Annotated in this window: 21 protein-coding genes; 17 read left to right on the top strand and 4 right to left on the bottom strand. The window is 56.9% G+C overall.

The genetic code is table 11. From position 1 onward, the window contains the following. Positions 1–121 precede the first annotated feature (121 nt). Genes B7444_RS06985 through cobJ form a run of 7 tightly spaced genes read left to right on the top strand, consistent with a single transcriptional unit; the run spans position 122 to position 8,229 of the window. The gene (locus B7444_RS06985; protein WP_007283339.1) at positions 122–514 is read left to right on the top strand and encodes a DUF1636 family protein; all 393 of its coding nucleotides are present in this window, start codon (positions 122–124) and stop codon (positions 512–514) included. Next, on the top strand, positions 511–1,563 hold the full coding sequence (gene cobW, locus B7444_RS06990; protein WP_007283340.1) for a cobalamin biosynthesis protein CobW: 1,053 nt from the start codon (positions 511–513) through the stop codon (positions 1,561–1,563). Before B7444_RS06985 ends, cobW begins: the two co-directional genes overlap by 4 nt. Positions 1,564–1,570: 7 nt before the next feature. Next, positions 1,571–4,939: a cobaltochelatase subunit CobN gene (cobN, locus tag B7444_RS06995; RefSeq protein WP_007283341.1), complete on the top strand. Its 3,369-nt coding sequence runs from the start codon at positions 1,571–1,573 to the stop codon at positions 4,937–4,939. Continuing rightward, positions 4,936–6,120, top strand: coding sequence for a precorrin-3B synthase (gene cobG / locus B7444_RS07000; protein ID WP_007283342.1), 1,185 nt, complete (start codon positions 4,936–4,938; stop codon positions 6,118–6,120). Before cobN ends, cobG begins: the two co-directional genes overlap by 4 nt. Continuing rightward, positions 6,117–6,758, top strand: coding sequence for a precorrin-8X methylmutase (locus B7444_RS07005; protein ID WP_007283343.1), 642 nt, complete (start codon positions 6,117–6,119; stop codon positions 6,756–6,758). The genes cobG and B7444_RS07005 overlap by 4 nt, the downstream gene beginning before the upstream one ends. Then, positions 6,755–7,480, top strand: coding sequence for a precorrin-2 C(20)-methyltransferase (locus tag B7444_RS07010; RefSeq protein ID WP_007283344.1), 726 nt, complete (start codon positions 6,755–6,757; stop codon positions 7,478–7,480). Before B7444_RS07005 ends, B7444_RS07010 begins: the two co-directional genes overlap by 4 nt. Further along, a complete protein-coding gene (cobJ, locus tag B7444_RS07015) occupies positions 7,477–8,229 on the top strand; it encodes a precorrin-3B C(17)-methyltransferase (RefSeq protein ID WP_007283345.1) in 753 nt (250 codons plus the stop codon). The genes B7444_RS07010 and cobJ overlap by 4 nt, the downstream gene beginning before the upstream one ends. On the opposite strand, the gene B7444_RS07020 is transcribed toward cobJ, so the two are convergent. Then, positions 8,202–8,963, bottom strand: a complete 762-nt coding sequence (locus B7444_RS07020) for a cobalt-precorrin-6A reductase (RefSeq protein ID WP_035730279.1) — start codon at positions 8,961–8,963, stop codon at positions 8,202–8,204. The genes cobJ and B7444_RS07020 overlap by 28 nt on opposite strands. A gap of 29 nt (positions 8,964–8,992) precedes the next feature. Here B7444_RS07020 and B7444_RS07025 point away from each other — a divergent pair, with 29 nt between their 5' ends. Genes B7444_RS07025 through cobM form a run of 3 tightly spaced genes read left to right on the top strand, consistent with a single transcriptional unit; the run spans position 8,993 to position 11,360 of the window. Next, complete coding sequence (locus B7444_RS07025; protein WP_007283347.1) at positions 8,993–10,213, top strand: bifunctional cobalt-precorrin-7 (C(5))-methyltransferase/cobalt-precorrin-6B (C(15))-methyltransferase; 1,221 nt, start codon at positions 8,993–8,995, stop codon at positions 10,211–10,213. Further along, positions 10,210–10,596, top strand: a complete 387-nt coding sequence (locus tag B7444_RS07030) for a cobalamin biosynthesis protein (RefSeq protein ID WP_007283348.1) — start codon at positions 10,210–10,212, stop codon at positions 10,594–10,596. The genes B7444_RS07025 and B7444_RS07030 overlap by 4 nt, the downstream gene beginning before the upstream one ends. Then, on the top strand, positions 10,593–11,360 hold the full coding sequence (cobM, locus tag B7444_RS07035; protein ID WP_007283349.1) for a precorrin-4 C(11)-methyltransferase: 768 nt from the start codon (positions 10,593–10,595) through the stop codon (positions 11,358–11,360). Before B7444_RS07030 ends, cobM begins: the two co-directional genes overlap by 4 nt. On the opposite strand, the gene B7444_RS07040 is transcribed toward cobM, so the two are convergent. Beyond that, positions 11,324–12,496 carry a cobalt-precorrin-5B (C(1))-methyltransferase gene (locus B7444_RS07040; RefSeq protein ID WP_007283350.1) on the bottom strand — a complete coding sequence of 391 codons (1,173 nt, stop codon included), beginning with the start codon at positions 12,494–12,496 and terminating at the stop codon, positions 11,324–11,326. The genes cobM and B7444_RS07040 overlap by 37 nt on opposite strands. On the opposite strand from B7444_RS07040, the gene B7444_RS07045 reads away from it, so the two are divergent. The 3 genes from B7444_RS07045 to B7444_RS07055 are packed head-to-tail and all read left to right on the top strand — an operon-like array spanning position 12,490 to position 15,889. Next, positions 12,490–13,812: a cobyrinate a,c-diamide synthase gene (locus B7444_RS07045; protein ID WP_007283351.1), complete on the top strand. Its 1,323-nt coding sequence runs from the start codon at positions 12,490–12,492 to the stop codon at positions 13,810–13,812. The genes B7444_RS07040 and B7444_RS07045 overlap by 7 nt on opposite strands. Beyond that, positions 13,809–14,417: a cob(I)yrinic acid a,c-diamide adenosyltransferase gene (cobO, locus tag B7444_RS07050; protein WP_035730282.1), complete on the top strand. Its 609-nt coding sequence runs from the start codon at positions 13,809–13,811 to the stop codon at positions 14,415–14,417. The genes B7444_RS07045 and cobO overlap by 4 nt, the downstream gene beginning before the upstream one ends. Before the next feature lie 29 nt (positions 14,418–14,446). Beyond that, positions 14,447–15,889, top strand: a complete 1,443-nt coding sequence (locus B7444_RS07055) for a cobyric acid synthase (RefSeq protein WP_007283353.1) — start codon at positions 14,447–14,449, stop codon at positions 15,887–15,889. A 6-nt stretch (positions 15,890–15,895) separates the two neighbouring features. On the opposite strand, the gene cbiB is transcribed toward B7444_RS07055, so the two are convergent. Next, positions 15,896–16,888: an adenosylcobinamide-phosphate synthase CbiB gene (cbiB, locus tag B7444_RS07060; protein ID WP_007283354.1), complete on the bottom strand. Its 993-nt coding sequence runs from the start codon at positions 16,886–16,888 to the stop codon at positions 15,896–15,898. A 36-nt stretch (positions 16,889–16,924) separates the two neighbouring features. On the opposite strand from cbiB, the gene cobD reads away from it, so the two are divergent. From cobD to B7444_RS07085, 4 genes are all read left to right on the top strand, one after another. Next, the gene (cobD, locus tag B7444_RS07065) at positions 16,925–17,962 is read left to right on the top strand and encodes a threonine-phosphate decarboxylase CobD (protein WP_007283355.1); all 1,038 of its coding nucleotides are present in this window, start codon (positions 16,925–16,927) and stop codon (positions 17,960–17,962) included. A gap of 580 nt (positions 17,963–18,542) precedes the next feature. After that, complete coding sequence (locus tag B7444_RS07075; RefSeq protein WP_035730288.1) at positions 18,543–19,676, top strand: acyl-CoA dehydrogenase family protein; 1,134 nt, start codon at positions 18,543–18,545, stop codon at positions 19,674–19,676. Next, the gene (locus tag B7444_RS07080; protein ID WP_007283358.1) at positions 19,673–20,410 is read left to right on the top strand and encodes a PIG-L deacetylase family protein; all 738 of its coding nucleotides are present in this window, start codon (positions 19,673–19,675) and stop codon (positions 20,408–20,410) included. Before B7444_RS07075 ends, B7444_RS07080 begins: the two co-directional genes overlap by 4 nt. Further along, positions 20,400–21,014 (top strand): class I SAM-dependent DNA methyltransferase, encoded by a 615-nt coding sequence (locus tag B7444_RS07085; RefSeq protein WP_035730290.1) that lies wholly within the window; start codon positions 20,400–20,402, stop codon positions 21,012–21,014. The genes B7444_RS07080 and B7444_RS07085 overlap by 11 nt, the downstream gene beginning before the upstream one ends. On the opposite strand, the gene B7444_RS07090 is transcribed toward B7444_RS07085, so the two are convergent. After that, positions 20,902–21,993, bottom strand: a complete 1,092-nt coding sequence (locus B7444_RS07090; protein WP_007283359.1) for a glycosyltransferase — start codon at positions 21,991–21,993, stop codon at positions 20,902–20,904. The genes B7444_RS07085 and B7444_RS07090 overlap by 113 nt on opposite strands. Between the last annotated feature and the right edge of the window lie 551 nt (positions 21,994–22,544).

Consider the following 22,544-nt stretch of genomic DNA (forward strand, 5'->3'; position numbering starts at 1 on the left):
TGATCCGGCGGGGTGCCCGGACTGTGAGGTCGCGCCAATACAGGCACGTCCCCTCCGAACTGCGGAGGCCTTCTGTCGCGCCTTTTGTTATGCCTCTTCGGGCTGCAAGAGAGACGAAACCATGGTAGAAAACCTGCCTCAGACCAGGCCTGTCCTGCATGTCTGCGTAACCTGCCGCCGTGGATTGCCACTGACGGACGATCCTGTTCAGGGGCGCCAGCTTTATGATGCCTTGACCAGTCACGCCAGGAACGGCGATTTCAGCGTCGAGCCTGTAGAATGTATGGCCACATGTAGCCGCGGGTGTGTTGCGGCGGTTTCCATGCCGGAAAAATGGACTTTGCTTCTGGGACAGCTTGGTCCTGAGAAGGTCGAGGATCTGCTGACATTCCTGAACGTCTATCGGACTTCGAAAACAGGAACAGTCATGCCATCGAAGCGGCCTGCGTCTCTTTCTGATATGATCCTTGCCCGTTTGCCAGCATCTCTTTCTGCCTCACAGGAACTTTCATGATGTCCCAATCCATTTCAGGTGTCGGCCGCAAGATTCCGGTCACGATCATCACAGGATTTCTTGGCGCTGGAAAAACCACGCTTCTTCGGAACCTGCTGGCTCAGGCGAATGGTCGCCGGATTGCCATTGTGGTCAATGAATTCGGTTCTCTTGGAATTGATGGAGAGGTCCTGCGGTCTTGCAGCATCGAAAACTGCCCTGATGAGGACATTGTCGAGCTGACAAATGGCTGCCTGTGCTGCACCGTCGCAGATGACTTCATTCCCACAATGCAGGCTTTGATTGATCGCCCCGACCCACCAGAGCATATCGTCATCGAGACGTCCGGTCTGGCGCTCCCCAAGCCTCTGCTGAAAGCCTTCAGCTGGCCTGATATTCGCACTCGCATGACGGTGGACGGCGTGATCACGCTTGTCGATGCCCCGGCGGTGGCGGCCGGCCGTTTTGCGGATGATCCGGCTGCGGTCGCTGCCCAGCGCGCGGCTGATCCGTCCCTGGATCACGACAACCCTCTCGCCGAAGTCTACGAAGATCAGCTGAACGCTGCTGATCTGATCGTTCTCAACAAGACCGATCTTCTGGAGAGCACCGAAACAGACGCTGTCGAGGCGGCTATCGTGAAGGCTGTGCCGCGCAAGGTGGTGACGCTTCGGGCCGTGGAAGGGCGACTGGATCCGGCGGTTCTTCTCGGGATTGGAGCGGGGGCTGAAGATGATCTTCAGGCACGGCCATCCAATCATGATGGCGCAGATGATCACGAGCACGATGATTTTGAAAGCTTCGTCGTCGTCCTGCCGGAGCAGTCCAGTGCTGAAGCGTTGCTGAAACGTCTCAGCGATGTTGCCGGAACGTTCGATATCCTGCGGATGAAGGGCTTTATGGCCATACAGGGCAAGAAAATGCGTCTGGCCGTGCAGGGTGTCGGCACACGCTTCCGTCACGAATTCGATGTGCCCCTCACAGGCGACAATCGTGATGGGCGCTTGGTCGTGATCGGCCAGACCGGTCTGGATCGTGCTGCCATTGAAGCAGCGCTACTGGCCGCCTGAGTCCGCCATGCATCTGCTGGTCCGGGAACGACATGGAATAGACGATCAGGATGTGGCCGAGGATCTCGGTCATGCATCTGCTGATGTCGTGTTCCTTTCTTTCTCGGATAGCGACCTTCTGGCACTTGAACGAGCATATGAAGACCTGAAAGCACTTTCTCCAGAAGGCGCTGGCTTCTCACTGAGGTTAGTAAGCCTCTCGCGGCTCAGGCATCCGATGTCTGTCGATCTGTATGTGGAGCAGACGCTTTCAGAAGCGCGTTGTGTCGTGGTGCGTCTCTTGGGAGGCGTTGATTACTGGCGCTATGGTGCGGAAGAAGTCCGAAACTCCTGCGCCAGAAATTCTATCCCGCTGGCCTTACTTCCGGGAGATGCGCGTCAGGATGCGCGGCTGGAAGACTGGTCCAATGTTGACGTGGGCATCCATGAGCGGCTGACAGGCTTCCTGAAAGAGGGAGGCCCCGATAACGCCCGTCGTGTACTGCTTCTTATGGCGCATCTGGCTGGTCGTGGCGCGGATCTGGCCGGGACGCCGACGCCTTTACCGCTTGCCGGGCTCTATCGGGCCGGGAAGTCTGATCTTTCCTTGCGTGCAACAGTTGTCTTTTATCGCGCTCATCTTCTCGCTGCTGATACAGCTCCCATCGACTGCCTGGCACACGCGTTGGAAGAGGCCGGACTATCCGCGGATGTGCTGTATGTCTCGTCCCTCAGGAATCCTGACGCCGTAAAATATGTCCGCCGTCATCTGGCTCAAACGCGCCCGGACATCATCCTGAATGCAACGTTTTTTTCTGCCAGGGGCGAGGCAGGAGCTTCCCCGCTGGATCAGGCGGATGCACCCGTTCTTCAGGTCCTGCAACCCGGCTCAACCCATCAGGCGTGGCAAGAGAGCGGGCGCGGACTATCTCAGTCTGACCTTGCCATGCAGGTCGTCCTGCCGGAACTGGACGGGCGTCTCTCGGCTGGGCCAATTTCGTTCAAGTCAGAAACAATTCCCGGTAACGCTGCGAGGCACGATCCTTATCCTGCGGGCATCGCGGCTGTCGTCGCGCAAGCACGAGCTTGGGCAAGGCTGCGACGTCTCAAGCCTACGAACAAACATCTGGCCCTGATCCTGTCTGACTATCCGGGCGCGGAAGGTCAGTCCGCTCATGCTGTCGGGCTGGATACGTTTGCCAGCCTCTGCTCCATTCTGGAGGCGCTGAAAAACGCAGGATATGACTGCGGACCAGCCGAAGCATGGTCCAAAACAGCACTTGTACAGTCGCTGTGCAAAGACGCGCTCAAACAGGTTCTGAGCCTTGAGGATTATCGGACAGCGTTCCAAGCCTTGCCACCGGAGTTCCGGCAGGGTGTGCTAAGCGCATGGGGCGAGCCTCAGGACGATGCGGCTGTTCAAGGTAAGACGTTCTGTCTGAAATTCCTGACGCTGGGGAATATCACCGTTGCGGTGCAGCCGGATCGTGGCGCATCACAGGATCGCAAGACACAGTATCACGACCCTGATACGCCGCCCCGACATGCCTATGTCGCGTTCCACATCTGGCTCCGTCAGGTTTGCCAGACGGACGTGATGATCCATCTGGGAACACACGGCACCCTGGAATGGCTACCAGGAAAAGCTGTCGCGTTATCGGAAAACTGCGCTCCCGCTGCTCTGCGAGGAGCGTTGCCCGTCCTCTATCCCTTTATTGTCAACAATCCCGGCGAAGCTGCCGCGGCCAAACGACGCCTTGGCGCTGTGACCATCGGGCACATGACACCCCCCGTCATGAAGGCGGAACTGGATGCCGGGGTGGCTGAGCTCGAGCAGTTGATTGACGAGTTTGCAGAAGCGGACGGCCTTGACCGTCGGCGCGGTGCGATCCTGCGGCGTGATATTCTGGACCGTGCTTCCAGAATGGGTCTGCTCGCGGAAAGCGGTGTCAAGCCGGGCGAAGGCGATGAAGCCGAGGCTCTGGCCCGACTGGATGCCTATCTCTGTGACGTGAAGGACCTGCAGATCCGCGATGGATTACACGTCTTCGGGAAAGTCGCACCGCATGCAGATAGGCTTGCGACAATGGTGTCCTCAATCGCTCAGGTTTCCAAAGACGACGTAACCGCGCTGATTAAAACCAGTGCGGATGCAGAGATGAACGCGCTGCTTTCTGGACTGGAGGGACGCTTCGTTCAGCCAGGGCCGTCCGGTGCGCCGACGCGGGGGCGAGTGGATGTCCTGCCAACCGGTCGCAATCTGTTCACCATGGACCCACGCGCCGTGCCGACGGCATCTGCCGTCGAACTGGCGAAAGCGCAGGCCCGGCAGATCCTGTTACGGCACCTGCAGGAAGAGGGAGAGCCACTTCAGCGCATCGTCATGGACCTATGGGGTTCCTCCACGCTCAGAACCGGTGGTGAAGACCTGGCACTGGCGCTTCTCCTGATGGGTGTGGAACCTGTTTGGGATTTCTCCAGCGGGCGTGTTTCTGGGATTGAAGTTACGCCTCTGGCTGTTCTGGATCGGCCGCGTGTGGACGTAACGCTCAGGATTTCCGGCCTGTTCCGGGACGCTTTTCCGGGACAGATCGCGCTTTTCGATCAAGCCGTTCAGGCCGTTGCAGCCCGCGAGGAAGATGAAGAGTGGAACTCCCTGGCTGCCAGCGTCCGTCATCTCGAAGGAGAAGAGCGCAAGACGGCAACAGCGCGGATCTTCGGGGCTGCTCCGGGAACGTATGGCACGGGCATCGAGGAGGCGTTGGCAAGAGGAACATGGCAGAACCGGTCTGAACTGGGTCAGTCCTACCTTGATGATAATGACTGGATGTACGGAGGTGGCCGGGACGGCACGCGAAATGCGACTGCGCTGGCAGAAAAGCTCGCACGGACCGACGCCATCCTGCATGTCCAGGATCACGCGGAAACAGATATTCTGGAAAGCCCGGACGTGGCGGCTCATGAAGGCGGTCTCTCAGCGGCAGCCGAGCTTCTGGGGGCCGATCCTGTCCGCTGGCATGGCGACACATCCCGTCCGGAAGCACCACGTCTGCGCGATACCGAAGCGGAAGTCGCACGGATTGTGCGGGGGCGTCTGGCGAACCCGCGATGGCTCGAGGGCATGCAGAGACATGATTATCGCGGAGCAGCAGAAATAGCGCGCGGACTGGACGGACTTTGTGCGTTTGCTGCAACTTTACCGACGCGGTTCGATCACCAATTTGATCTCGTCTTTGCAGCAACGCTCGGGAACGACACGTGTGATAAGTTCCTGCAGAACGTCAATCCTCAGGCAAGGCAGGCCATGCGGGAGCGCTTTCAGGACATGATCCGCCGGGGCCTGTGGCATCCCCGGCTCAACAGTGTAGCAGCGCTTCTGGAAGACGGGCAGCGATGAGCGACACATCTCTGGTTCGTGGATGGTGTCCCGATCTGTTTGCTCCGATGCAGGCGCGCGACGGTTTTCTTGTCAGGATCAGGCCGCCAATAGAGGGGTTTGAGGCTGATCAGGTCCGGGCCATAGCCCTCATGGCTTCAGATCACGGCAATGGTACGATTGAACTGACAAACCGGGGCAACCTCCAACTCCGTGGTTTCTCATTGGACAGTGCGCGTCTGGCAGGTAGAACTGCAATTAAATGCGGCCTTGCGGACCAGAACCCGGCACGGGAGCGCAGAAGGGCGGTTCTGGTTTCTCCGTTGGCTGGATATGATCCTGCCTGCCACCCGGATACAGCCGCTGTTGCCAGGAAACTTCAGGCTGAACTTCTGGCAGATGATCGTCTTGCAAGCCTTCCGGGGAAATTCGGCTGGGGCGTGGATGGGGGCGGCCTATTCCCCGTGGGAGCCATCTCCGCCGATATTGTTCTTCAGGCGAGACCGGATGGGTGGTCGGTGCTTTGCGGTGGTTTTGCGACAAAAGTCCTCGACGAAGCCCAGGCTATAGAGGCTGTGCTGGCTATTTCCTTTGCTTTTGCGTGTCAGTCAGAGGTCAAGCGTCCGGCACATAATGCATCCATCACGAAGGACGTGCTGGAAAGGGTAGGGTTCCTGGACTGCCTCCAAACTATGGCGGCCCCAATTTTTACCTTCCCTGTGGGGAAATTACCTGGACACAGGAGAGGCGTCGGAGTTCCGTTTGGTCGCCTGTCTGCATCCGACCTTTATTTTTTAGCTGAGCAGCTGGGGAAAGACCGCCTGCGCATCACACCCTGGCGCAGTGTCGTCATGCCCGAAAATACCAAGAATCATCCGGGTTTCATCACAGAGGCCACAGATCTGCGTCTCCGTATCGAGGCCTGCATAGGTGTTTCAGGATGTGAAAGAGCAACAGAGGATGTTGCCCAGACCGCCCTGGCTCTGGCATCTGACGTCCCTCCTGGCTGTGTGCTGCATGTTTCAGGCTGCGTGAAGGGATGTGCGCATCCCCGCGTAGCGGATATGACGCTTATTGCCAGAAACGGACGATATGATGTTGTGCGCAATGGGTGCACGAAAGATACGGTCTCGTGGGCTGACAGGAACTTACCCGACATCCGGGTCCTGCTGTCCCGTGAACTGAAGGAGATAAAGGCTTGAGCGCCGGACCTTATTCGTACGACTACATCCGGGATGGCGCTGCCATTTATGCCCGATCCTTTGCCACCATCCGGGCCGAAGCTGACCTGTCTGCTTTCACACCCGAACAGGCGCAGATCGTGGTTCGCATCATTCATGCCTGCGGGATGGTTGATGTTGCAAGTTCGGTCAATATGACAGCTGATCTTGTGAATGCCGCACGAAGCGCTTTGAAGGCGGGTAAGCCCATTTTGTGCGATTCAGAGATGGTTGCCCATGGTATAACCCGTGCGAGGCTTCCAGCAGATAATGCTGTGATTTGTAGCCTACGCGATCCCCGCACACCTGAGCTTGCGCGAAAAATTGGGAATACCCGATCGGCTGCGGCACTCGACCTGTGGGGAGACCAGCTTGAGGGATCTGTTGTGGCGATCGGCAATGCGCCAACTGCCCTGTTCCACCTTCTGGAACTGATTGACGCGGGTGCCCCACGACCGGCGGCCATTATCGGAATGCCAGTTGGGTTTGTCGGGGCTGCTGAGTCCAAGGATGCGCTCGCCGGGAGGCCTGATCTGCCTCATGTGATCGTTCGTGGGCGTCTGGGAGGAAGTGCAATGGCTGCCGCGGCCATCAATGCGCTGGCCAGTGAAGCCGAATGACAGACGCTACGGTCTATGTTGTGGGCGTGGGACCCGGTGACCCGGAACTCATGACGCTCAAAGCGGCTCGGATCATCTCCCAATCTCCCAGCGTAGCGTATTTCTGTCGCCATGACCGTATGGGCCACGCCCGCCGTATCGCTGACGCTCATATTGCAGAAGGGACGCGCGAGCTGAGATTTGCGTATCCGTTCACCACAGAGCGTCAGGTGAATGATCCGTCCTATCATCCTGATATGTCATCTTTTTATGATGACTGCGCGAACCGGATTGAAGCCGAAATTCAGCTTGGCCGGGATGTGGCGATCCTGTGTGAAGGAGATCCGTTTCTTTACGGGTCCGCCATGTATCTGTTTGATCGTCTGAAAGCGGGCACGCCCTGTGAAGTCATTCCAGGCATCACGGGCATGAGCGGGTGCTGGACGGAAGCCGCTCTTCCCATGACCCATGGGGATGACGTGCTGTGCGTTCTGCCTGCGACCATGCCAGAAGACGATCTGACAAACTGGCTTGAAAAGGCGGATGCGGCTGTCGTGATGAAGCTCGGGCGCAATCTTCCCAAGCTTCAGACAGCCCTGAAACGTGCTGGCAGAATGCAGGACGCCGTCTATGTCGAGCGCGGCACACAGGACGATGCCCGCGTCATGCCTCTGGCTGATATGTCTGAGCCAGCGCCGTATTTTTCTCTTGCGCTCCTGCCGGGGCGCCGGGGCGTTCGATGAGCCGCATTTTCGTCATCGGGCTTGGCCCGGGTAATCCGGATCAGCAGACGCCGGAAGCGCGGAGCGCATTGTCGCTGGCAACTGACGTGATTGGCTACGGTCCCTACGTGGATCGAGTGGATTTACCTGAGACTGTTGTTCGCCATCCGTCCGACAATCGGGTGGAACTGGATCGCGCCCGGCATGCCTTGGAACTTGCGGAGCAAGGACGCTGTGTAGCGATTGTTTCCGGAGGCGATGCAGGCGTGTTCGGTATGGCCAGCGCTCTGTTTGAAGCCATCGATCAAGGACCGGAACACTGGCGTGCCACAGACGTGACGGTTGTTCCCGGTGTTTCAGCAGTACTCGCCGCAGCCGCCCGGATTGGCGCGCCGTTGGGTGGTGATTTCTGCGTCATGTCCCTGTCGGACAATCTCAAACCGTGGGACGTTGTCTGTCGCAGGCTGAAACTGGCCGCAGAAGCCGGGTTTGTGATTGCACTCTACAACCCACGCTCCAAAGCCAGACCCTGGCAGCTTGGCGAGGCGCTGGATGTCCTACGAAAAAGCCTGCCTGGTACGGTACCCGTCGCGTTTGCCCGCGCCATTGGCAGACCGGATGAACGGCTGGTTCTAACGGATCTTACGCATGCTGATCCGAAGCTTGTGGATATGAGTACGCTGGTTCTGATCGGCAGCGAACTGACCCGGAAGATTGATCGTCCTCAGGGCGACGCCTGGCTCTATACGTCCCGGTCTGTCCCATCATGACGATGCTTCCGCAGCCATTCGAGCGCATCTTCGATAGTCGAGACCGTCTCTGCTGTGGGCAATACAGGGCGATCAATCATAATCACTGGCAGACCAAGTGTTCGGGCAGCAGCAAGCTTGGCGGACGTAGCCTCAGCTCCAGCATTTTTCGTGACAACCACAGTTACCGCATGGTCTTTCATAAGCGCCATTTCACTGGCAACGGTAAATGGCGGCCGTGCGAGGAGAAGCGTCACCTGTCGAGGCAGGGACGACGGCTTGGGCGCATCAATGCTACGCAGGATATAGTGATGTTGAAAGGCACGCTGAAACGATCCGAGATCCTTCCGACCCGTTGTCAGAAAGACAGTCTGGGGGGCGTCTCCAAGTGCCGCCGCGGCGTCATCAATGTTCGAAACATGCGTCCATTGATCTCCTTCGACTTCCGTCCAGGCCGGGCGGTCTATGCGACGCAACGGAATACCACTGCTGCTACATGCCATCGCAGCATGGCGGCTCATCTGGGCCGCGAAGGGGTGAGTGGCATCTACAACGGCCCCCACGCTCTGAGCCCGAAGAAAATCACGCAGTCCGTCCACCCCACCAAACCCGCCAATTCGCACCAAACCGCTTGGCAGAACAGGATTTTTCGTTACCCCGGCAAGGGAGAAAATGGTGTCATATCCTTCATCGGAGCCAAGTTTTTGAGCCAGCTGGCTGGCTTGGGTAGTGCCCCCAAGAATCAGGACGCGCATGGGATTGGTTCCTTTATCGGAGCAGGCCGATGAAAACTCCATGGCTCAGCGTTATCGGAATTGGCGAGGACGGTGTCGAGGGACTTTCGTCTCTGGCACGCCAGATTGTCGCTCAGGCAGAGACCGTCATCGGCGGAGAGCGTCATCTGAATCTGGCAGCCAGTCTGATCAGGGGAACCGCAGAAAACTGGGGGGTTCCGTTCTCGGATGGGGTGCGTCGCGTTCTCGAAATGCGGGGAAGGCCGGTTACAGTCCTTGCGTCGGGAGACCCATTCTTTTTTGGCGTCGGAAGCACACTTGCAAAGCATCTTGAGCCAGGAGAACTGTTTTGCGTGCCTGCGCCGTCCTCGATTGCATGGGCTTGTGCGCGTCTTGCATGGGCACAACAGGATGTGCGTGTCATCTCACTTTGTGGGCGACCCATCGAGACACTTGCGCCGCACTTACAACCGGCCGCGAGACTGATTGTTCTTTCCGCAGACGGTTCTACCCCAGATACTGTCTGCCGTTTTCTGGTTGATCGCGGCTTTGGAAAATCCAGAGTTCACATCCTGGGGCGTTTGGGCGGACCAGACGAACGCATACAGAGTTGCGTGGCCGAAGAAGGCATCCCCGCTGTCGCTGCTCTAAATCTAATGGGCATTGAAGTCGCGGCGGACGAAAGCACGCGGGTCATTCCTTTGGCTTCCGGCCTTGATGACGCCCTCTTCGAGCATGACGGACAGATTACGAAACGCGAAATCCGTGCCATCACGCTGTCCACACTCGCCCCCAAAGCCGGTGAGGTTCTGTGGGATGTCGGTGCCGGGGCAGGGTCTATCGCCATCGAATGGTTGCTCAGTCATCCCTCAAATCGCGCGATTGCCATTGAACAGAACCCGGATCGTGCCGCTCGTATTGGTCGCAACGCGCTGACGCTCGGTGTTCCCGGTTTACAGATTGTTGAAGGCCGTGCGCCAGAGGCCCTGACGTCTCTGGAGCGACCTGACGTCGTTTTCATTGGCGGGGGTCTGACCAGCGAAGACATCTTCACCCAGGTGAGGGAGGCGCTTCCGATAGGCGGACGTCTCGTTGCCAATGCCGTGACCCTCGAAGGGGAGGCCATACTGGCGGCTCAACATGCAAAATATGGGGGCACCCTAACGCGCATCGGCATTGAACGGCTTGACACTGTGGGCCGTCTGCATGCGTTCAGACCAGCCATGCGGGTGACCCAGTACGCGACCACGGTATTGGGGGAGGATGAATGATTGTTGCCGGAATTGGTTGTCGACCGGGGATCACCAGAGACGCGTTGCTTGCGCTCGTCGAGCGGGTTGCGGAACGTCACACACTGAACCGGCTGGCCGCACCGGCATTTCGACAGGGGGAGCCGGCCATTCCTGCGATTGCCAAAACCTTGAAGGTTGAACTGGTCTGGGTCAGTGCCTTGGACATGACAGAACGACAGGTGGAATGTGAAACCCATTCCGCAATTGCCTTTGAGAAGACCGGATTCAGTTCCGTCGCAGAGGCATGCGCTCTTGCCGGAGCGGGTCCTAAGAGCCGCCTTCTGATCACACGACAAAGCGATAGAGACGTTACCTGCGCGCTCGCAACATCATCAGACATGACAGGGATAGAGAACGGATGACGGTTCATTTCATTGGTGCCGGTCCGGGTGCTGCCGACCTTCTGACCCTACGTGGCCGTGACCTTCTAGCTTCTTGTACGCTCTGTCTCTATGCGGGCTCTATCGTACCTGAGGAAATGCTGGAGCATTGCCCTCAGGATGCCCGCAAAGTGAACACCGCGCCGCTTTCTCTGGACGAGATCGAGCAGGAATACATCCGCGCTTACGAAGCCGGGCAGGACGTCGCGCGTCTGCATTCCGGTGATCTCTCCATTTACAGCGCAATCGCTGAACAGACGCGCCGTCTGGACCGGCTTGGTATCCCCTGGACCATGACACCGGGTGTTCCCGCGTTTGCTGCCGCGGCGTCTGTTCTTGGCAAAGAACTGACAGTCCCAGAAGTGGCGCAGACTGTCGTGCTCACCCGTGTCAGTGGGCGAGCGTCGTCTATGCCTCGGCGCGAAACGCTGGCGGCTTATGCGGCGACAGGGGCGACACTCGCCATCCATCTCGCGGTTCATGCGCTTGAGCGGATCGTAACGGAACTGCTGCCGTTTTATGGTGCAGACTGCCCTGTGGCCGTTGTCGCGCGGGCCAGTTGGCCGGACCAGATCACTGTACGGGCAACACTCGGCACATTACTGGAAAAATCTGCTGCGAACCCGGTTGAGCGCACCGCGCTCGTGCTGGTCGGACCAGCTCTCGGCGCCGAGGGATTTCGCGAAAGCGCCCTGTACGATCCTGAATATCAGAGACGCTTCAGAGGCGGATTACCCACTGGATGACTGCGCCCAACGCACTGACCCTGCCGGTCAAACACCAGAACGTCCAGCACGACATCACTGCCTTCCAGCACGCTGAGCGCAAACTGCCGAGCAGCCTGAGCGATATGATCTCCAAGCGGGATCTCCGCATGGGATGCAAGCAGAAAGGCTTCCGCGACGGTTGGCGCGACGGCAATGGCTTCTGCAAGGTCTGCTCCAGCACCGGCAACAGTGGCAAGTGCTGCAAGGGCAGGCATGTCAGCGCTTCCACGCTTGGAATGCAGATCCATTCGGCCCTGAGCCAGCTTGGTCATTTTCGCAATACCGCCTCCGATCGTCAGACGGGGAACAGGGTGCCGACGGATATATTTAAGAACACCTCCTACGAAATCTCCCATTTCGATCAGAGCGGTCTCCGGCAGACCGTAAAGCGCCTGAACCGCACGTTCGGACACATTTCCGGTGGTAGCAGCCAGATGAGAAAGATTAAGGGCACGCGCTACATCAATTCCTCGGTGAATGCTGTCGATCCATGCCGAGCAGGAGAAGGGAACGACAATTCCGGTCGTACCGAGAATGGACAGGCCTCCGAGAATGCCCAGGCGACTATTCAGCGTCTTCTGTGCCAAAGCGACACCGTTTTCGACGGACACCGTCACTTCCACCGAAACATCCGGCCCGGACACGTCTTCGAGCGCACGGGTAATCATCTGACGGGGAACGGGATTGATGGCGGGCTCTCCGGGCGGCAGAGGCAGGCCGGGGCGGGTAATGAGGCCGACACCAGCGCCCGCCACAAACGTGATGCCGCTTCCCTCTGGCCGCTCTCGGACGGCAGCATGAATCAGAGCGCCATGCGTCACGTCGGGGTCATCACCCGCGTCCTTGACGACGGCCGCCCAAGCGCCGTTTTCGTTAAAACCGTGATTAGCCAGAGCAAAACTGACAGATTGGCCACCGGGAAGCGTAATGATGACTGGGTCGGGGAACTGCCCCGTCTTCAAAGCCGTCCATGCCGCCTTGGCCGCCGCAGTGGCGCAGCTTCCGGTCGTCCAGCCATATCGGAGAGGGGGCGCATGGGCAGTCATCGGGTACAGAATACGATATTTGTGTCTGAAAGCGAGCCACACTCTCAGAGCGGAGGCCAGAAATGACACGCGCCATCATGATTGCTGCCCCTCGCTCAGGTGGGGGGAAGACGACGACGACCCTTGGGTTACTAGCTGCACTACGTGGAAGAAACATTGCCGTACAGGCCGCGAAAACCGGTCCGGACTATATAGACCCTGCATTTCATGAAGTTGTGACGGGACGTTCCAGCCTCAATCTGGACAGCTGGGCCATGACGCCCGACCTGCTGGAAACCATGCTGGCCCAGTCTGCTGAGGGTGCAGACCTGCTCGTGGTTGAATCGGCCATGGGATTGTTCGATGGACTGATCGGGCCGGAAAAGTCGCGCGGGGCGCCGTCGGACATTGCAGCCCGTTTCAGTATCCCGGTTATACTCGTTCTGGATGTCTCAGGGCAGGGACAGTCTGCCGCGGCCATCGCTCATGGCTTCGCAACACTCGACCCGGATGTCCATGTCGCGGGTGTGGTGTTAAATCAGGTCGCTTCTCCCCGGCATCTCTCAATGGCGCGTGAGGCCGTGCTTGCCGCTGGAATTCCGGTTCTCGGTGCATTCATGCGTGATCCCTCCCTGACATTGCCAGAGCGGCATCTCGGGCTGGTACAGGCACGCGAGCAGGCAACGTTGACGGAGCTTCTACAGCGCCTACGAGCCCGGACGGAGGAGGCCCTTGATCTCGATGGTATTCTTCGGGTCGCAGCGCCATTGAAAGCGCAGGACAAGAGAGAGCTTGCTGTCCCGCCACCCGGACAACGGATCGCCATTGCGGATGATGCGGCATTCTCATTTCTCTATGGGCATGTTGCAAAAAGCTGGCGGCAGGCCGGAGCGGAGTTGATCCCGTTCTCTCCGCTTGCCAATGAAGGGCCAAACGACAGTTGCGACGCCTGCTGGCTACCCGGCGGATATCCGGAACTGCACGCAGGCTCTCTAGCGGCGGCGGATCAATTCATCAGCCATCTGGAAGTTTTTTCCAGAACACGCCCCGTTCACGGAGAATGCGGAGGCTTCATGGTTCTGGGTCAGACGCTTGAAGATGCCAATGGCACAACACATCGGATGGCGGGTCTGCTCGGTCACGAAACCAGTTTCGCAAAGCGGAAAATGAACCTCGGCTATCGGGAGGCGACCCTACAAACGGACTGTGCTTTGGGCAAGAAAGGTGCAGTTTTCCGGGGTCACGAATTTCACTATGCCCGCGTGACGAATGCTGGAACAGATCATCCTCTGGCAAGGCTCCGGGACGGCAATGGCAACGATCTGGGGCTGGCAGGCGGGTATCGCGGGTACGTGTCAGGCTCATTTTTTCACGTCATGGCATGCAGGGACAGGGACGCGGCATGAGCAATACGGACGACAACGCCCGACATCGGGAAAAAATGCAGAAACGCAAGGACGTGCAGGACCAGGAAGTTGCATCCAAGACCGTAGAAAAGGGCGTTCTGGCTGTTCACACCGGGCCCGGAAAAGGCAAATCCACAGCGGCTTTCGGCCTCGCTCTGAGGGCTTTGGGTCATGGCAAGCGGGTGGTTGTGGTGCAGTTTATCAAGGGGGCCTGGGTCACGGGGGAGCGCGCTGCTCTGGAGCGGTTTAATGACTTGCTTGAGTGGCACACCATGGGCGAAGGCTTCACCTGGGAGACGCAGGATCGCTCAAGAGACGTCGCAGCCTGCGAGCGGGCCTGGGAGGTAGCGAAGGCTGCCCTTGCGCGGGACGATGTTGGTCTGGTGGTTCTGGACGAACTGAATATTGCCCTGCGTTATGACTACCTGCCGCTCCAGCAGGTTCTGGCTGATCTCAAAAACCGACCCGCCATGCAACACGTCGTGATTACAGGTCGTAACGCCAAGCCTGCTTTGATAGAGGCTGCGGATCTGGTGACGGAAATGACGTTGGTGAAGCATCATTTCAGTGCAGGTGTTAAGGCGCAGGCCGGGTTCGAATTCTGATGGAAGCCCCATCGAAGACACGGGCTCTCATGTTTCAGGGAACCGGTTCCAGCGTTGGAAAATCAGTTCTGGTTGCGGGTATTGCCCGTGCTTTGACGCGGCGTGGCCTCGCGGTGAGACCCTTCAAGCCCCAGAACATGTCCAATAATGCCGCCGTAACACACGACGGGGGCGAAATCGGTCGCGCGCAGGCTCTTCAGGCCCGGGCCTGCGGCGTCGTGCCAACTGTCGATATGAACCCTGTTCTGCTGAAACCGCAGAGCGAGACCGGCTCACAACTGGTCGTCTGCGGAAAGGTCCAGGGAACCGTTCGCGCACGGGAATATCAGGACGTCAAGAAAGCCCTCATGCCCGAAGTTCTGGGCGCTTTTCGAAGACTGGCAGCGGACGCGGATATTGTTCTGATCGAAGGGGCGGGATCTGCGTCAGAAGTGAACCTCCGGGCCAACGATATTGCCAATATGGGCTTTGCTGAGGCGGCGAACGTCAATGTCGTTCTGATTGGCGATATTGACCGTGGCGGTGTGATTGCCAGCCTCGTGGGCACCAAAGCTGTTCTGACGGACGCGGACGCCGCCCGCATCAAGGGGTTTATCGTCAACAGAATGAGGGGAGACGCCTCGCTGTTCTCAGCCGGAATGGCTGTTATTGCAGATCAGACAGGCTGGTCTCCCCTTGGGCTTGTCACACATCTGGCGCGTGTGGGAGATCTGCCCGCAGAAGATGCCTCAGATCTCACTGCCAGCGCCAATGTCTCCGATGGCCTTAGGATTGTCGTGCCGCATCTGCCGACAATTGCCAATTTTGACGATCTTGATCCTTTGAAATCGGATCCGGGCGTTTCTCTGGACATTATCCCTCCCGGTCGCCCTTTACCCATCTGTGATCTCGTGATCCTCCCAGGATCTAAAGCGACCATTTCTGACCTGAGAGCTTTCAGGGAACAGGGATGGGATATTGACCTCAAAGCCCATGTTCGCCGGGGAGGGCGGGTCCTTGGTATTTGTGGTGGCTACCAGATGCTTGGCCGGACGATTGAAGATCCCGACGGGATTGAAGGCCCCTGTGGCATGACAGAAGGACTGGGCCTGCTGGACGTGGACACGGTTCTGACGAAGGATAAACGTCTCACAGAAGTGCGCGGAATGCTCCTACCCGAAGGGGTCGCGATGTCCGGATATGAAATTCACATCGGGCGTACAACAGGCCCGGATTGCGACAGACCTTTTGCTGATCTTGAAGGCCAGCCAGATGGTGCTGTTTCTGCCAACGGACAGGTCTGGGGAACGTATCTGCATGGCCTGCTGTCCGTAGGCAAAGCGCGTGCTGCACTTCTCACGCGGCTCGGCGTGCCGGTAAACCCTTTGGAGGATCAGGAAGAACGTGTTGAAGCGGCGCTGGATGAATGGGCAGATCATCTGGAGACGTGTCTGGATCTGGATGCGCTTTTATCGTTAGCTCAACCCGTCTGATACTCTTCAGAAGCAGACCATTAAAGTCAGGCCAACAAGCACCAAGCCTTGAATAATACACGCCCGACGATAAAGCCGCAGCGCCCTTGCAAGGTCGTCCTGTGTGGCTTCGGACCGCCCATTGCCCATCCAGTAATCCTCAACTGTCACACCGCCATAAACGCGGGGACCGGCGAGTTTGAGCCCTAGCGCGCCTGCCATTGCAGCTTCCGGCCAACCTGCATTGGGCGAGCGGTGATGGCGAGCATCCCGCCTGACAGCACGGAAAGCCCCGGACGGGCTGGCACCGCGCATCGTCATCGCTCCAAGAATAATCCAAAGCGCAGACAGGCGTGAAGCAGGGAGGTTGACCAGGTCATCCAGCTTTGCAGAGGCCCAACCGAATGCGGCATGACGGGGCGTAAGGTGACCGATCATGCTGTCAGCCGTATTGATGGATTTATAAGCAGTAACCCCGGGGAGGCCACCAAGAGCCGTCCAGAACAGAGGGGCGACAATCCCGTCCGAAAAATTTTCAGCCAGACTCTCGATGGCGGCCCTGACCACACCGGCTTCGTCCAGTTGCTCCGGGTCACGCCCCACAATCATGGAAACAGCTTTTCTGCCTCCTGAGAGGCCGTTGGGTTCAAACCCATCGAGAACAGCGCGCACATGTTCCCAGAGGGATCTCTGAGCGATCAGTGTGCTCGCAGCCAGTCCTTCCAGAATGTGTGTTTGCAGAGGTGTGAAAATCAGCCTCAAAAGCTCGAGGCACAGCACGACGACAATGACCGGAATGAGCGTCAGGACGCCCAGCGCAATAACCCCGTAGAACTTTCGCAGTCCTGAAGTGTCCTTGGGATGGTTGAGCGTGCGGTCCAGTCGGGCGATAAGAGCGCCTACCCACGTCACGGGATGGCCTATCAGACGAAACAGCCAGCTCGGATAGCCAAAAATTACCTCGGCAACGCAGGCGAGACAGGCAACGAACAACGTGTGGGACAGGAAGGAGACGCTCATGGACCTGCATATTTCATCCGGATGTCGTGATCTAGCATGACGTCCTCCCTGCTGAAAAACATGCCAGCCCATGGCGGCCAGATCCGTCAGGTCATGCAGCACTTTCCTGAAGCTCCCAAACCTTTCATCGATCTTTCGACAGGCATCAGTCCCTACGCTTATCCTGTGGATCACGCGGAGATGGGGGATTGGACACGCCTGCCAGAAGCAGAGGAAGAAGAGGCGCTTCGCCAGGTAGCGGCTCAGTCTTACGGTGTTCCGTCTTCCGACATGATTGTTGCCGGGCCAGGGACGCAGATGCTCATCGCGCTTTTGCCGCTGGTGCTGAAAATCAAACATGTCACGATTTTTGGCCCAACATATTCAGGACATGAGCAGTCCTGGCGCAATGCCGGAGCCAGTGTTTCGATTGTGACAGATCTCCAATCGTTTGAAGCTTCAGCCGATCAGCAAGACCATGCCTGTGTGGTCTGCAATCCCAACAATCCGGACGGACGCCATCTTTCTCTCACGCAACTTCGCGCTCTGTTGAACAGATGTGCGAAAGTAGGATCGCGCCTGATTGTGGATGAAGCTTTTGCGGATTTTGAAACCGAAAGTGCTGTTTCGCTCCTCCCTGAGTCTGGGCTGACAGTTCTGCGATCTTTCGGAAAAAGCTTTGGATTGCCGGGCGTGCGACTGGGTTTTCTGGTTGCATCTGACGGCGTGGCAAGTCAGATCCGCACAATGATGGGAGACTGGGCCGTCAGCGCTCCAGCGATTTTCGCAGGCCGTCAGGCGCTGGGTGACACGGCATGGCTTGGTCAGATCAGGGCATCTCTTGAAACGGATAGCGCAAGACTCAATGCCGCTCTGGCAAGGGCTGGACTTGCCGTACACGGGTACACGCGCCTGTTTACTCTGGTCAGATCGGAGCGGGCTTCTGATCTCTGGGCGTTTTTGTGTAAAAAAGGGATCGTTACACGCGCCTTTCCTCAACGACCCATGGATTTAAGATTTGGTTTGCCCGGGAGTGAAATGGGCTGGCAGAGACTTGAAGGTGCCTTGTCCGAATGGGGGATCTGTTCCTCATGAAGCTCTTCTTCTTGCATTGTCATTTCCGGGAATGTTGAAGACGCAAGCGGGTTTGAAGCGCGACAAGCAGAATTCAAGCAGATGCTGAGGTGCTCATGTCCTGACCTTATGGCTGAAAGGTCTAATAAAGGGAAAAAATATGGAAGAAACCGGTTTCGGATGTTCAACATGACGAAACAGTTTCTTCGCTTCCCCAGCCTCGCGCTTATTATGCGAAGGCTCCGGACAGAAACAGCCTAAGAGTTCCGTCTGCGTTTGCCTCCTGAAGAAATCCGTCCTGCAAAACGGCAGTGTTTTGAAAAGCTTTTCACGCTGGCTCCGACAGGCGAGCCAGACCGCAGCGCCCGCAGAGGCGGGGGAGAACATAGCGTCCCAGATCCCTGTCGCAATGTCCCAGCAGATCAGATTCCCTGCCATCAGAGCTGTTCTACCAACCGAAATGTTCTGCGCCCTTTTGCATGGGGTCTGCCGGAGACCCTACAACGTACTTAAAAGAGTGAGCGGATAGCGTGTTTGAAGAGGGATCTCTTAACCGGGACCAGACGTTCCTTCACGGAAGCGTATGAAGGAATGCTCGGGTATGTCGGTTGCAGATCAGAGTATGTATGCAGAAAATCTTGCTGACTTCGAATCAAAGTTGCAGCGCTTATTTGAAGAATGGAAAACCAGGCCGCTTTCTGTTCCGGAAAACCAGTTTCCTGCTGATCTTTTGAAGGCACTTCACGCCATTGGTGCATTTGATGCTCTTTTTTCGGCTGAAGAAAACGGGCTCGGACTATGTCAGACCCCTACAGGGGGTCTGACGCTTGTGACCCTTCTAAGGCGAACAGGCTCTCTGAATCTTGCTCTCGGGCGGTGTCTTGAAGGGCACGTAAATGTTGTTCGTCTCGTGGAACTGTACGGAACGACGTCTCAACGCCATGCCCTGAAGCTTCGCCTGAAAGAAGGCAGTCTGGCTGGCATCTGGGTTACTGATGGGAATCCTGCGGTCACCATCGTAAGGGAAGGGCCTAGTTACAGGCTTTCAGGAATTAAAGGATTTGCCAGTGGCATCAAACAGGTCAGTCTGGCGTTAATAACTGCGACCTCTGAACATGGTGATGCAGTCATGGCGCTTGTCCCTACAACTCGTAGCGAACGTCAACGACCTGGACCCGGAACACTCACCGGCATGCAGGCCAGTGGAACAGGGGGCTATGACTTTACCGGTCTCCAGCTTTCGCCTGAGGATCTTCTTGGCTCAGCAGGTGACTATCTGCGGCAGCCCGAGTTTTCTGCGGGCTCGTGGAGAGGGTCGGCAGTCGCTCTGGGAGGGATAGACCGGCTGGTGGACCTGCTCAGGCAAGAGCTCCTGGCTCGAGGGCGAGCTGATAATCCGCATCAACTCGCCCGGATCGGAGAAGCGCTTATTCTTCAGAAGACAGCGTCCATGTGGGTCAAAGAAGCTGCTCAAGCTGCGTATTCCACTCATATGAAATCAGAAGATGTGACCTCAGTCGTCAATCTGGCCCGACTGGCTGTTGAGCGTGCGGCTCTGGATCTGATCACACTTGTCCAAAGAAGTCTGGGTGTGTCGGCATTCATAAAGGGCAATGCTGTAGAACAGGTCATGAGGGATCTGGCGACCTATTTGAGGCAACCCGCGCCTGACGAGGCTCTGACTGAAGCAGCCTCATGGTTTGTTCATCACGACTGGCCGAAGACAGTTCCATGAATATTCAGGAAACTCTGGAAAAATTTGCAAGTTTTCCGGTCGCGTCCTTTGATACAATCGCTCCGGGTACTTCTCTCGTTCTGGCACCCCATCCTGATGACGAAAGCCTTGGGTGTGGGGGATTTATGGCTACGGCAGTAGCACAGGGGCGCCCACCCATCGTTGTGATCGTTTCGGACGGCTCAGCGTCTCATCCGGGGTCCCGTGTATGGCCACCTGATCGGCTGGCACGACAGAGGCAGGAAGAAAGCATCCATGCGGCGTCGCTTCTAGGCCTTTCGTCTGACCGACTGATATTCATGGGCCTTCAAGACACGAAAGTTCCGACAGAAGGAACGGCCTTTAATTCTACTGTCGATGATTTGTGTAGTCTTTTGTCCCATCATCGTTGCGAAAACCTGCTGGTCCCCTGGCGATATGATCCTCACTGTGACCATGAGGCTGTCTGGTTCATGGGGCTTGCGCTAAAAGCCTTGAATCCGGAACTCAGGGTTCTGGCATATCCTGTCTGGGGGCTGACACTTCCACCCGAAATGGACATTCCAGAAGATGTTCCTACAGGCTGGCACCTGAATGTTCAGCCTTGTCTGAGACAGAAACGACAGGCCATTAAGGCGCATCGAAGCCAGAGAGGGTTGGTCGTGAAAGACGATCCGGACGGCTTTGTTTTGCCTGACCATCTACTGGAAAAAATGCTGCAACCCTATGAAATCTTTATCGATCATGAGCAATGAAACATGGAAAGCTGATATTTTCGAGAGCCTGTTTCAGCAGCATCCTGATCCCTGGAGCTTCGAGAGCAGCCTGTATGAACAGAAGAAGCTCAGCAGAGTCTTGGAATGCCTGCCGTCGTCTCCCGTTTCATTCGCCACAGAGCTCGGATGTGCAATCGGGGTTGGCACACTGGCTCTGGCACAGCGTTATCAGCGCGTACTGGCAGTGGATGCTTCGGAAACTGCTCTTGCGATGGCGCGACAGCGCTGTCAGGAACACACAGGTGTCAGGTTTATCAAAGCATTCCTGCCGGCCGATTACCCCGCCACCGACGCGGATGGGTCTGATCTCATCCTTATCTCTGAAATCCTGTATTTTCTGAGCCCTGTAGATATTCATACTCTTGCAGCCAAGGTTACTGAAAGTCTGGTGCCGGAAGGATGTATTCTGATCGTTAACTGGACCGGTCCCACTGATACACCCTGTACCGGCGATGAAGCGGCTGAGAATTTTATCCTGGCATGTCAAGAACATTACTGGCTGCCTGATATGGCCGAACGAAATGAGGGGTATCGAATTGACAGGCTGGCTTTTGTAAAAAATCATCGGGGAAAGAACGCTTAGTGTGTCTGAGATAGTCTAGAACACGCTGGGCCCGTGCAAAGTGCTTTGATAACTCATTTCGGGGTATTCGTACCGAATTTAAGTCAGACGCAGAATATTCCAAGGTATTTGCCAGATTTAGATGATTATACAGAGAGCCTCGCCGGATACGGAGAAGCCGCCGGGAAACAGGCTCGAAAATTTCGTCTATATATTCATCCTGGGCAAGAACCCGCCGTGCCAAAGTTTCGGCCATCCCTCCTTTAGCTCGCCCGGTCAGGCGCGCTGAAACATAAACGATAACTTCGGGCGCATGCCGAACAGGAACGCCATGCCTGCGTAATGCCTGATAAAACTGCCGATCTTCTCCGGTAGGAACACACGGAATTCCGCCAACCTTGCGCCATGCCTGATGCGTCACTGCAATGCTGGCGCCGGAGTGTTCCAGATGGCGCGGCCAAGGATCATGAGGTTCCGGATGGATCAGGAGGGTAATTTGTTCAAGAAGAGCGCCATAGGCCTGCTCTGCCCTTTCATCCTCATGGAGGTGAAAAGGAATTTTTCGGGCTTCTGAAGGAAGAAGCAACGCTCTGCCGAACACGGCTTCGACAGGGTATCGTGCAAAAACGTCCAGTGTCCGGTTTACCCAGTCTTCAGCGGCTTCGCTATCAGCATCCGTGGTGAATAAAAGAGCATCCGGCGAGGCACCCTGTGCCGCAAATGCCATAGCGTCACGCCGCGCGCTACCTGCGCTGGCCAGAGTTTCGGGATAGACTATCCTGACCATCTCCAGTTCAAACGGAAGTACGTTGATGAGAGAGTGTGCCTGATCATAGGTCTGATCAGTCGTATTATTGATCCAGAGTACAACCTTGTCAGGAAGGGTGTTCTGACGTGCAAGCGCCAAAAGGCAGGGTATGATGTGCTCTTCCTCGTTACATACAGGAATGGCAATGATGACTTGCCTTCCCGAAGTGATGAAATGGTTATGTTCACTCATCGCGAGAAGCCATCGCCCTGACGCTATACAGCAAAGTTGTTCTCAATTTGTCGGGTTTTCAGGCGCATCTGGAAGCTTCGGCGGCTGATCAGGTTCAGGAGCCGGGGCGCCTTTCTCAGGAGGGTACCTTTTGTCCGGTTCTTCCTCTTCCGGTGGTTCATCTATGATCGGACTTTTATCCGGATAAGGGTCAAAGGGCTCATACTCATCGGAAGATCCGGGAGCTTTTGCAGGATTTTTTGGGAGTGTGTCGCGTGGGAAAGCCATGATCGCCTCCATTGGTAAGTCTATTCAAAGGTTAAATAGACTAAGAGTTCGCATCACGTTTAAAAGATAAACACGACCTTGTAATTTCAGGTGTCACAATCAGAACTTGACGCTGGCGAACAAACAGGCGTCTTCACTGGTGCATTTTATGTAATCGTCGCTCCGGCCGCAGGCATACGGCGCAGACACAAAGCGGAATGTTGCATCGGTAAAAATAGCCACCCGGTTGCTAACTTGCGTAGCTGTTCAGTCCTTGGAATGCGTGGGGTGATAGGGGGGCATAA

The organism is Gluconobacter thailandicus F149-1 = NBRC 100600 (assembly GCF_000964465.1).
GTDB lineage: Bacteria > Pseudomonadota > Alphaproteobacteria > Acetobacterales > Acetobacteraceae > Gluconobacter > Gluconobacter thailandicus.

Coding starts and splice junctions, on each gene's coding strand:
- B7444_RS06985 (WP_007283339.1), top strand. CDS start 122: ATGGTAGAAAACCTGCCTCAGACCAGGCCTGTCCTGCATGTCTGCGTA.
- cobW (WP_007283340.1), top strand. CDS start 511: ATGATGTCCCAATCCATTTCAGGTGTCGGCCGCAAGATTCCGGTCACG.
- cobN (WP_007283341.1), top strand. CDS start 1,571: ATGCATCTGCTGGTCCGGGAACGACATGGAATAGACGATCAGGATGTG.
- cobG (WP_007283342.1), top strand. CDS start 4,936: ATGAGCGACACATCTCTGGTTCGTGGATGGTGTCCCGATCTGTTTGCT.
- B7444_RS07010 (WP_007283344.1), top strand. CDS start 6,755: ATGACAGACGCTACGGTCTATGTTGTGGGCGTGGGACCCGGTGACCCG.
- cobJ (WP_007283345.1), top strand. CDS start 7,477: ATGAGCCGCATTTTCGTCATCGGGCTTGGCCCGGGTAATCCGGATCAG.
- B7444_RS07020 (WP_035730279.1), bottom strand. CDS start 8,963: ATGCGCGTCCTGATTCTTGGGGGCACTACCCAAGCCAGCCAGCTGGCT.
- B7444_RS07025 (WP_007283347.1), top strand. CDS start 8,993: ATGAAAACTCCATGGCTCAGCGTTATCGGAATTGGCGAGGACGGTGTC.
- B7444_RS07030 (WP_007283348.1), top strand. CDS start 10,210: ATGATTGTTGCCGGAATTGGTTGTCGACCGGGGATCACCAGAGACGCG.
- cobM (WP_007283349.1), top strand. CDS start 10,593: ATGACGGTTCATTTCATTGGTGCCGGTCCGGGTGCTGCCGACCTTCTG.
- B7444_RS07045 (WP_007283351.1), top strand. CDS start 12,490: ATGACACGCGCCATCATGATTGCTGCCCCTCGCTCAGGTGGGGGGAAG.
- cobO (WP_035730282.1), top strand. CDS start 13,809: ATGAGCAATACGGACGACAACGCCCGACATCGGGAAAAAATGCAGAAA.
- B7444_RS07055 (WP_007283353.1), top strand. CDS start 14,447: ATGTTTCAGGGAACCGGTTCCAGCGTTGGAAAATCAGTTCTGGTTGCG.
- cbiB (WP_007283354.1), bottom strand. CDS start 16,888: ATGAGCGTCTCCTTCCTGTCCCACACGTTGTTCGTTGCCTGTCTCGCC.
- cobD (WP_007283355.1), top strand. CDS start 16,925: ATGACGTCCTCCCTGCTGAAAAACATGCCAGCCCATGGCGGCCAGATC.
- B7444_RS07075 (WP_035730288.1), top strand. CDS start 18,543: ATGTCGGTTGCAGATCAGAGTATGTATGCAGAAAATCTTGCTGACTTC.
- B7444_RS07080 (WP_007283358.1), top strand. CDS start 19,673: ATGAATATTCAGGAAACTCTGGAAAAATTTGCAAGTTTTCCGGTCGCG.
- B7444_RS07085 (WP_035730290.1), top strand. CDS start 20,400: ATGAGCAATGAAACATGGAAAGCTGATATTTTCGAGAGCCTGTTTCAG.
- B7444_RS07090 (WP_007283359.1), bottom strand. CDS start 21,993: ATGAGTGAACATAACCATTTCATCACTTCGGGAAGGCAAGTCATCATT.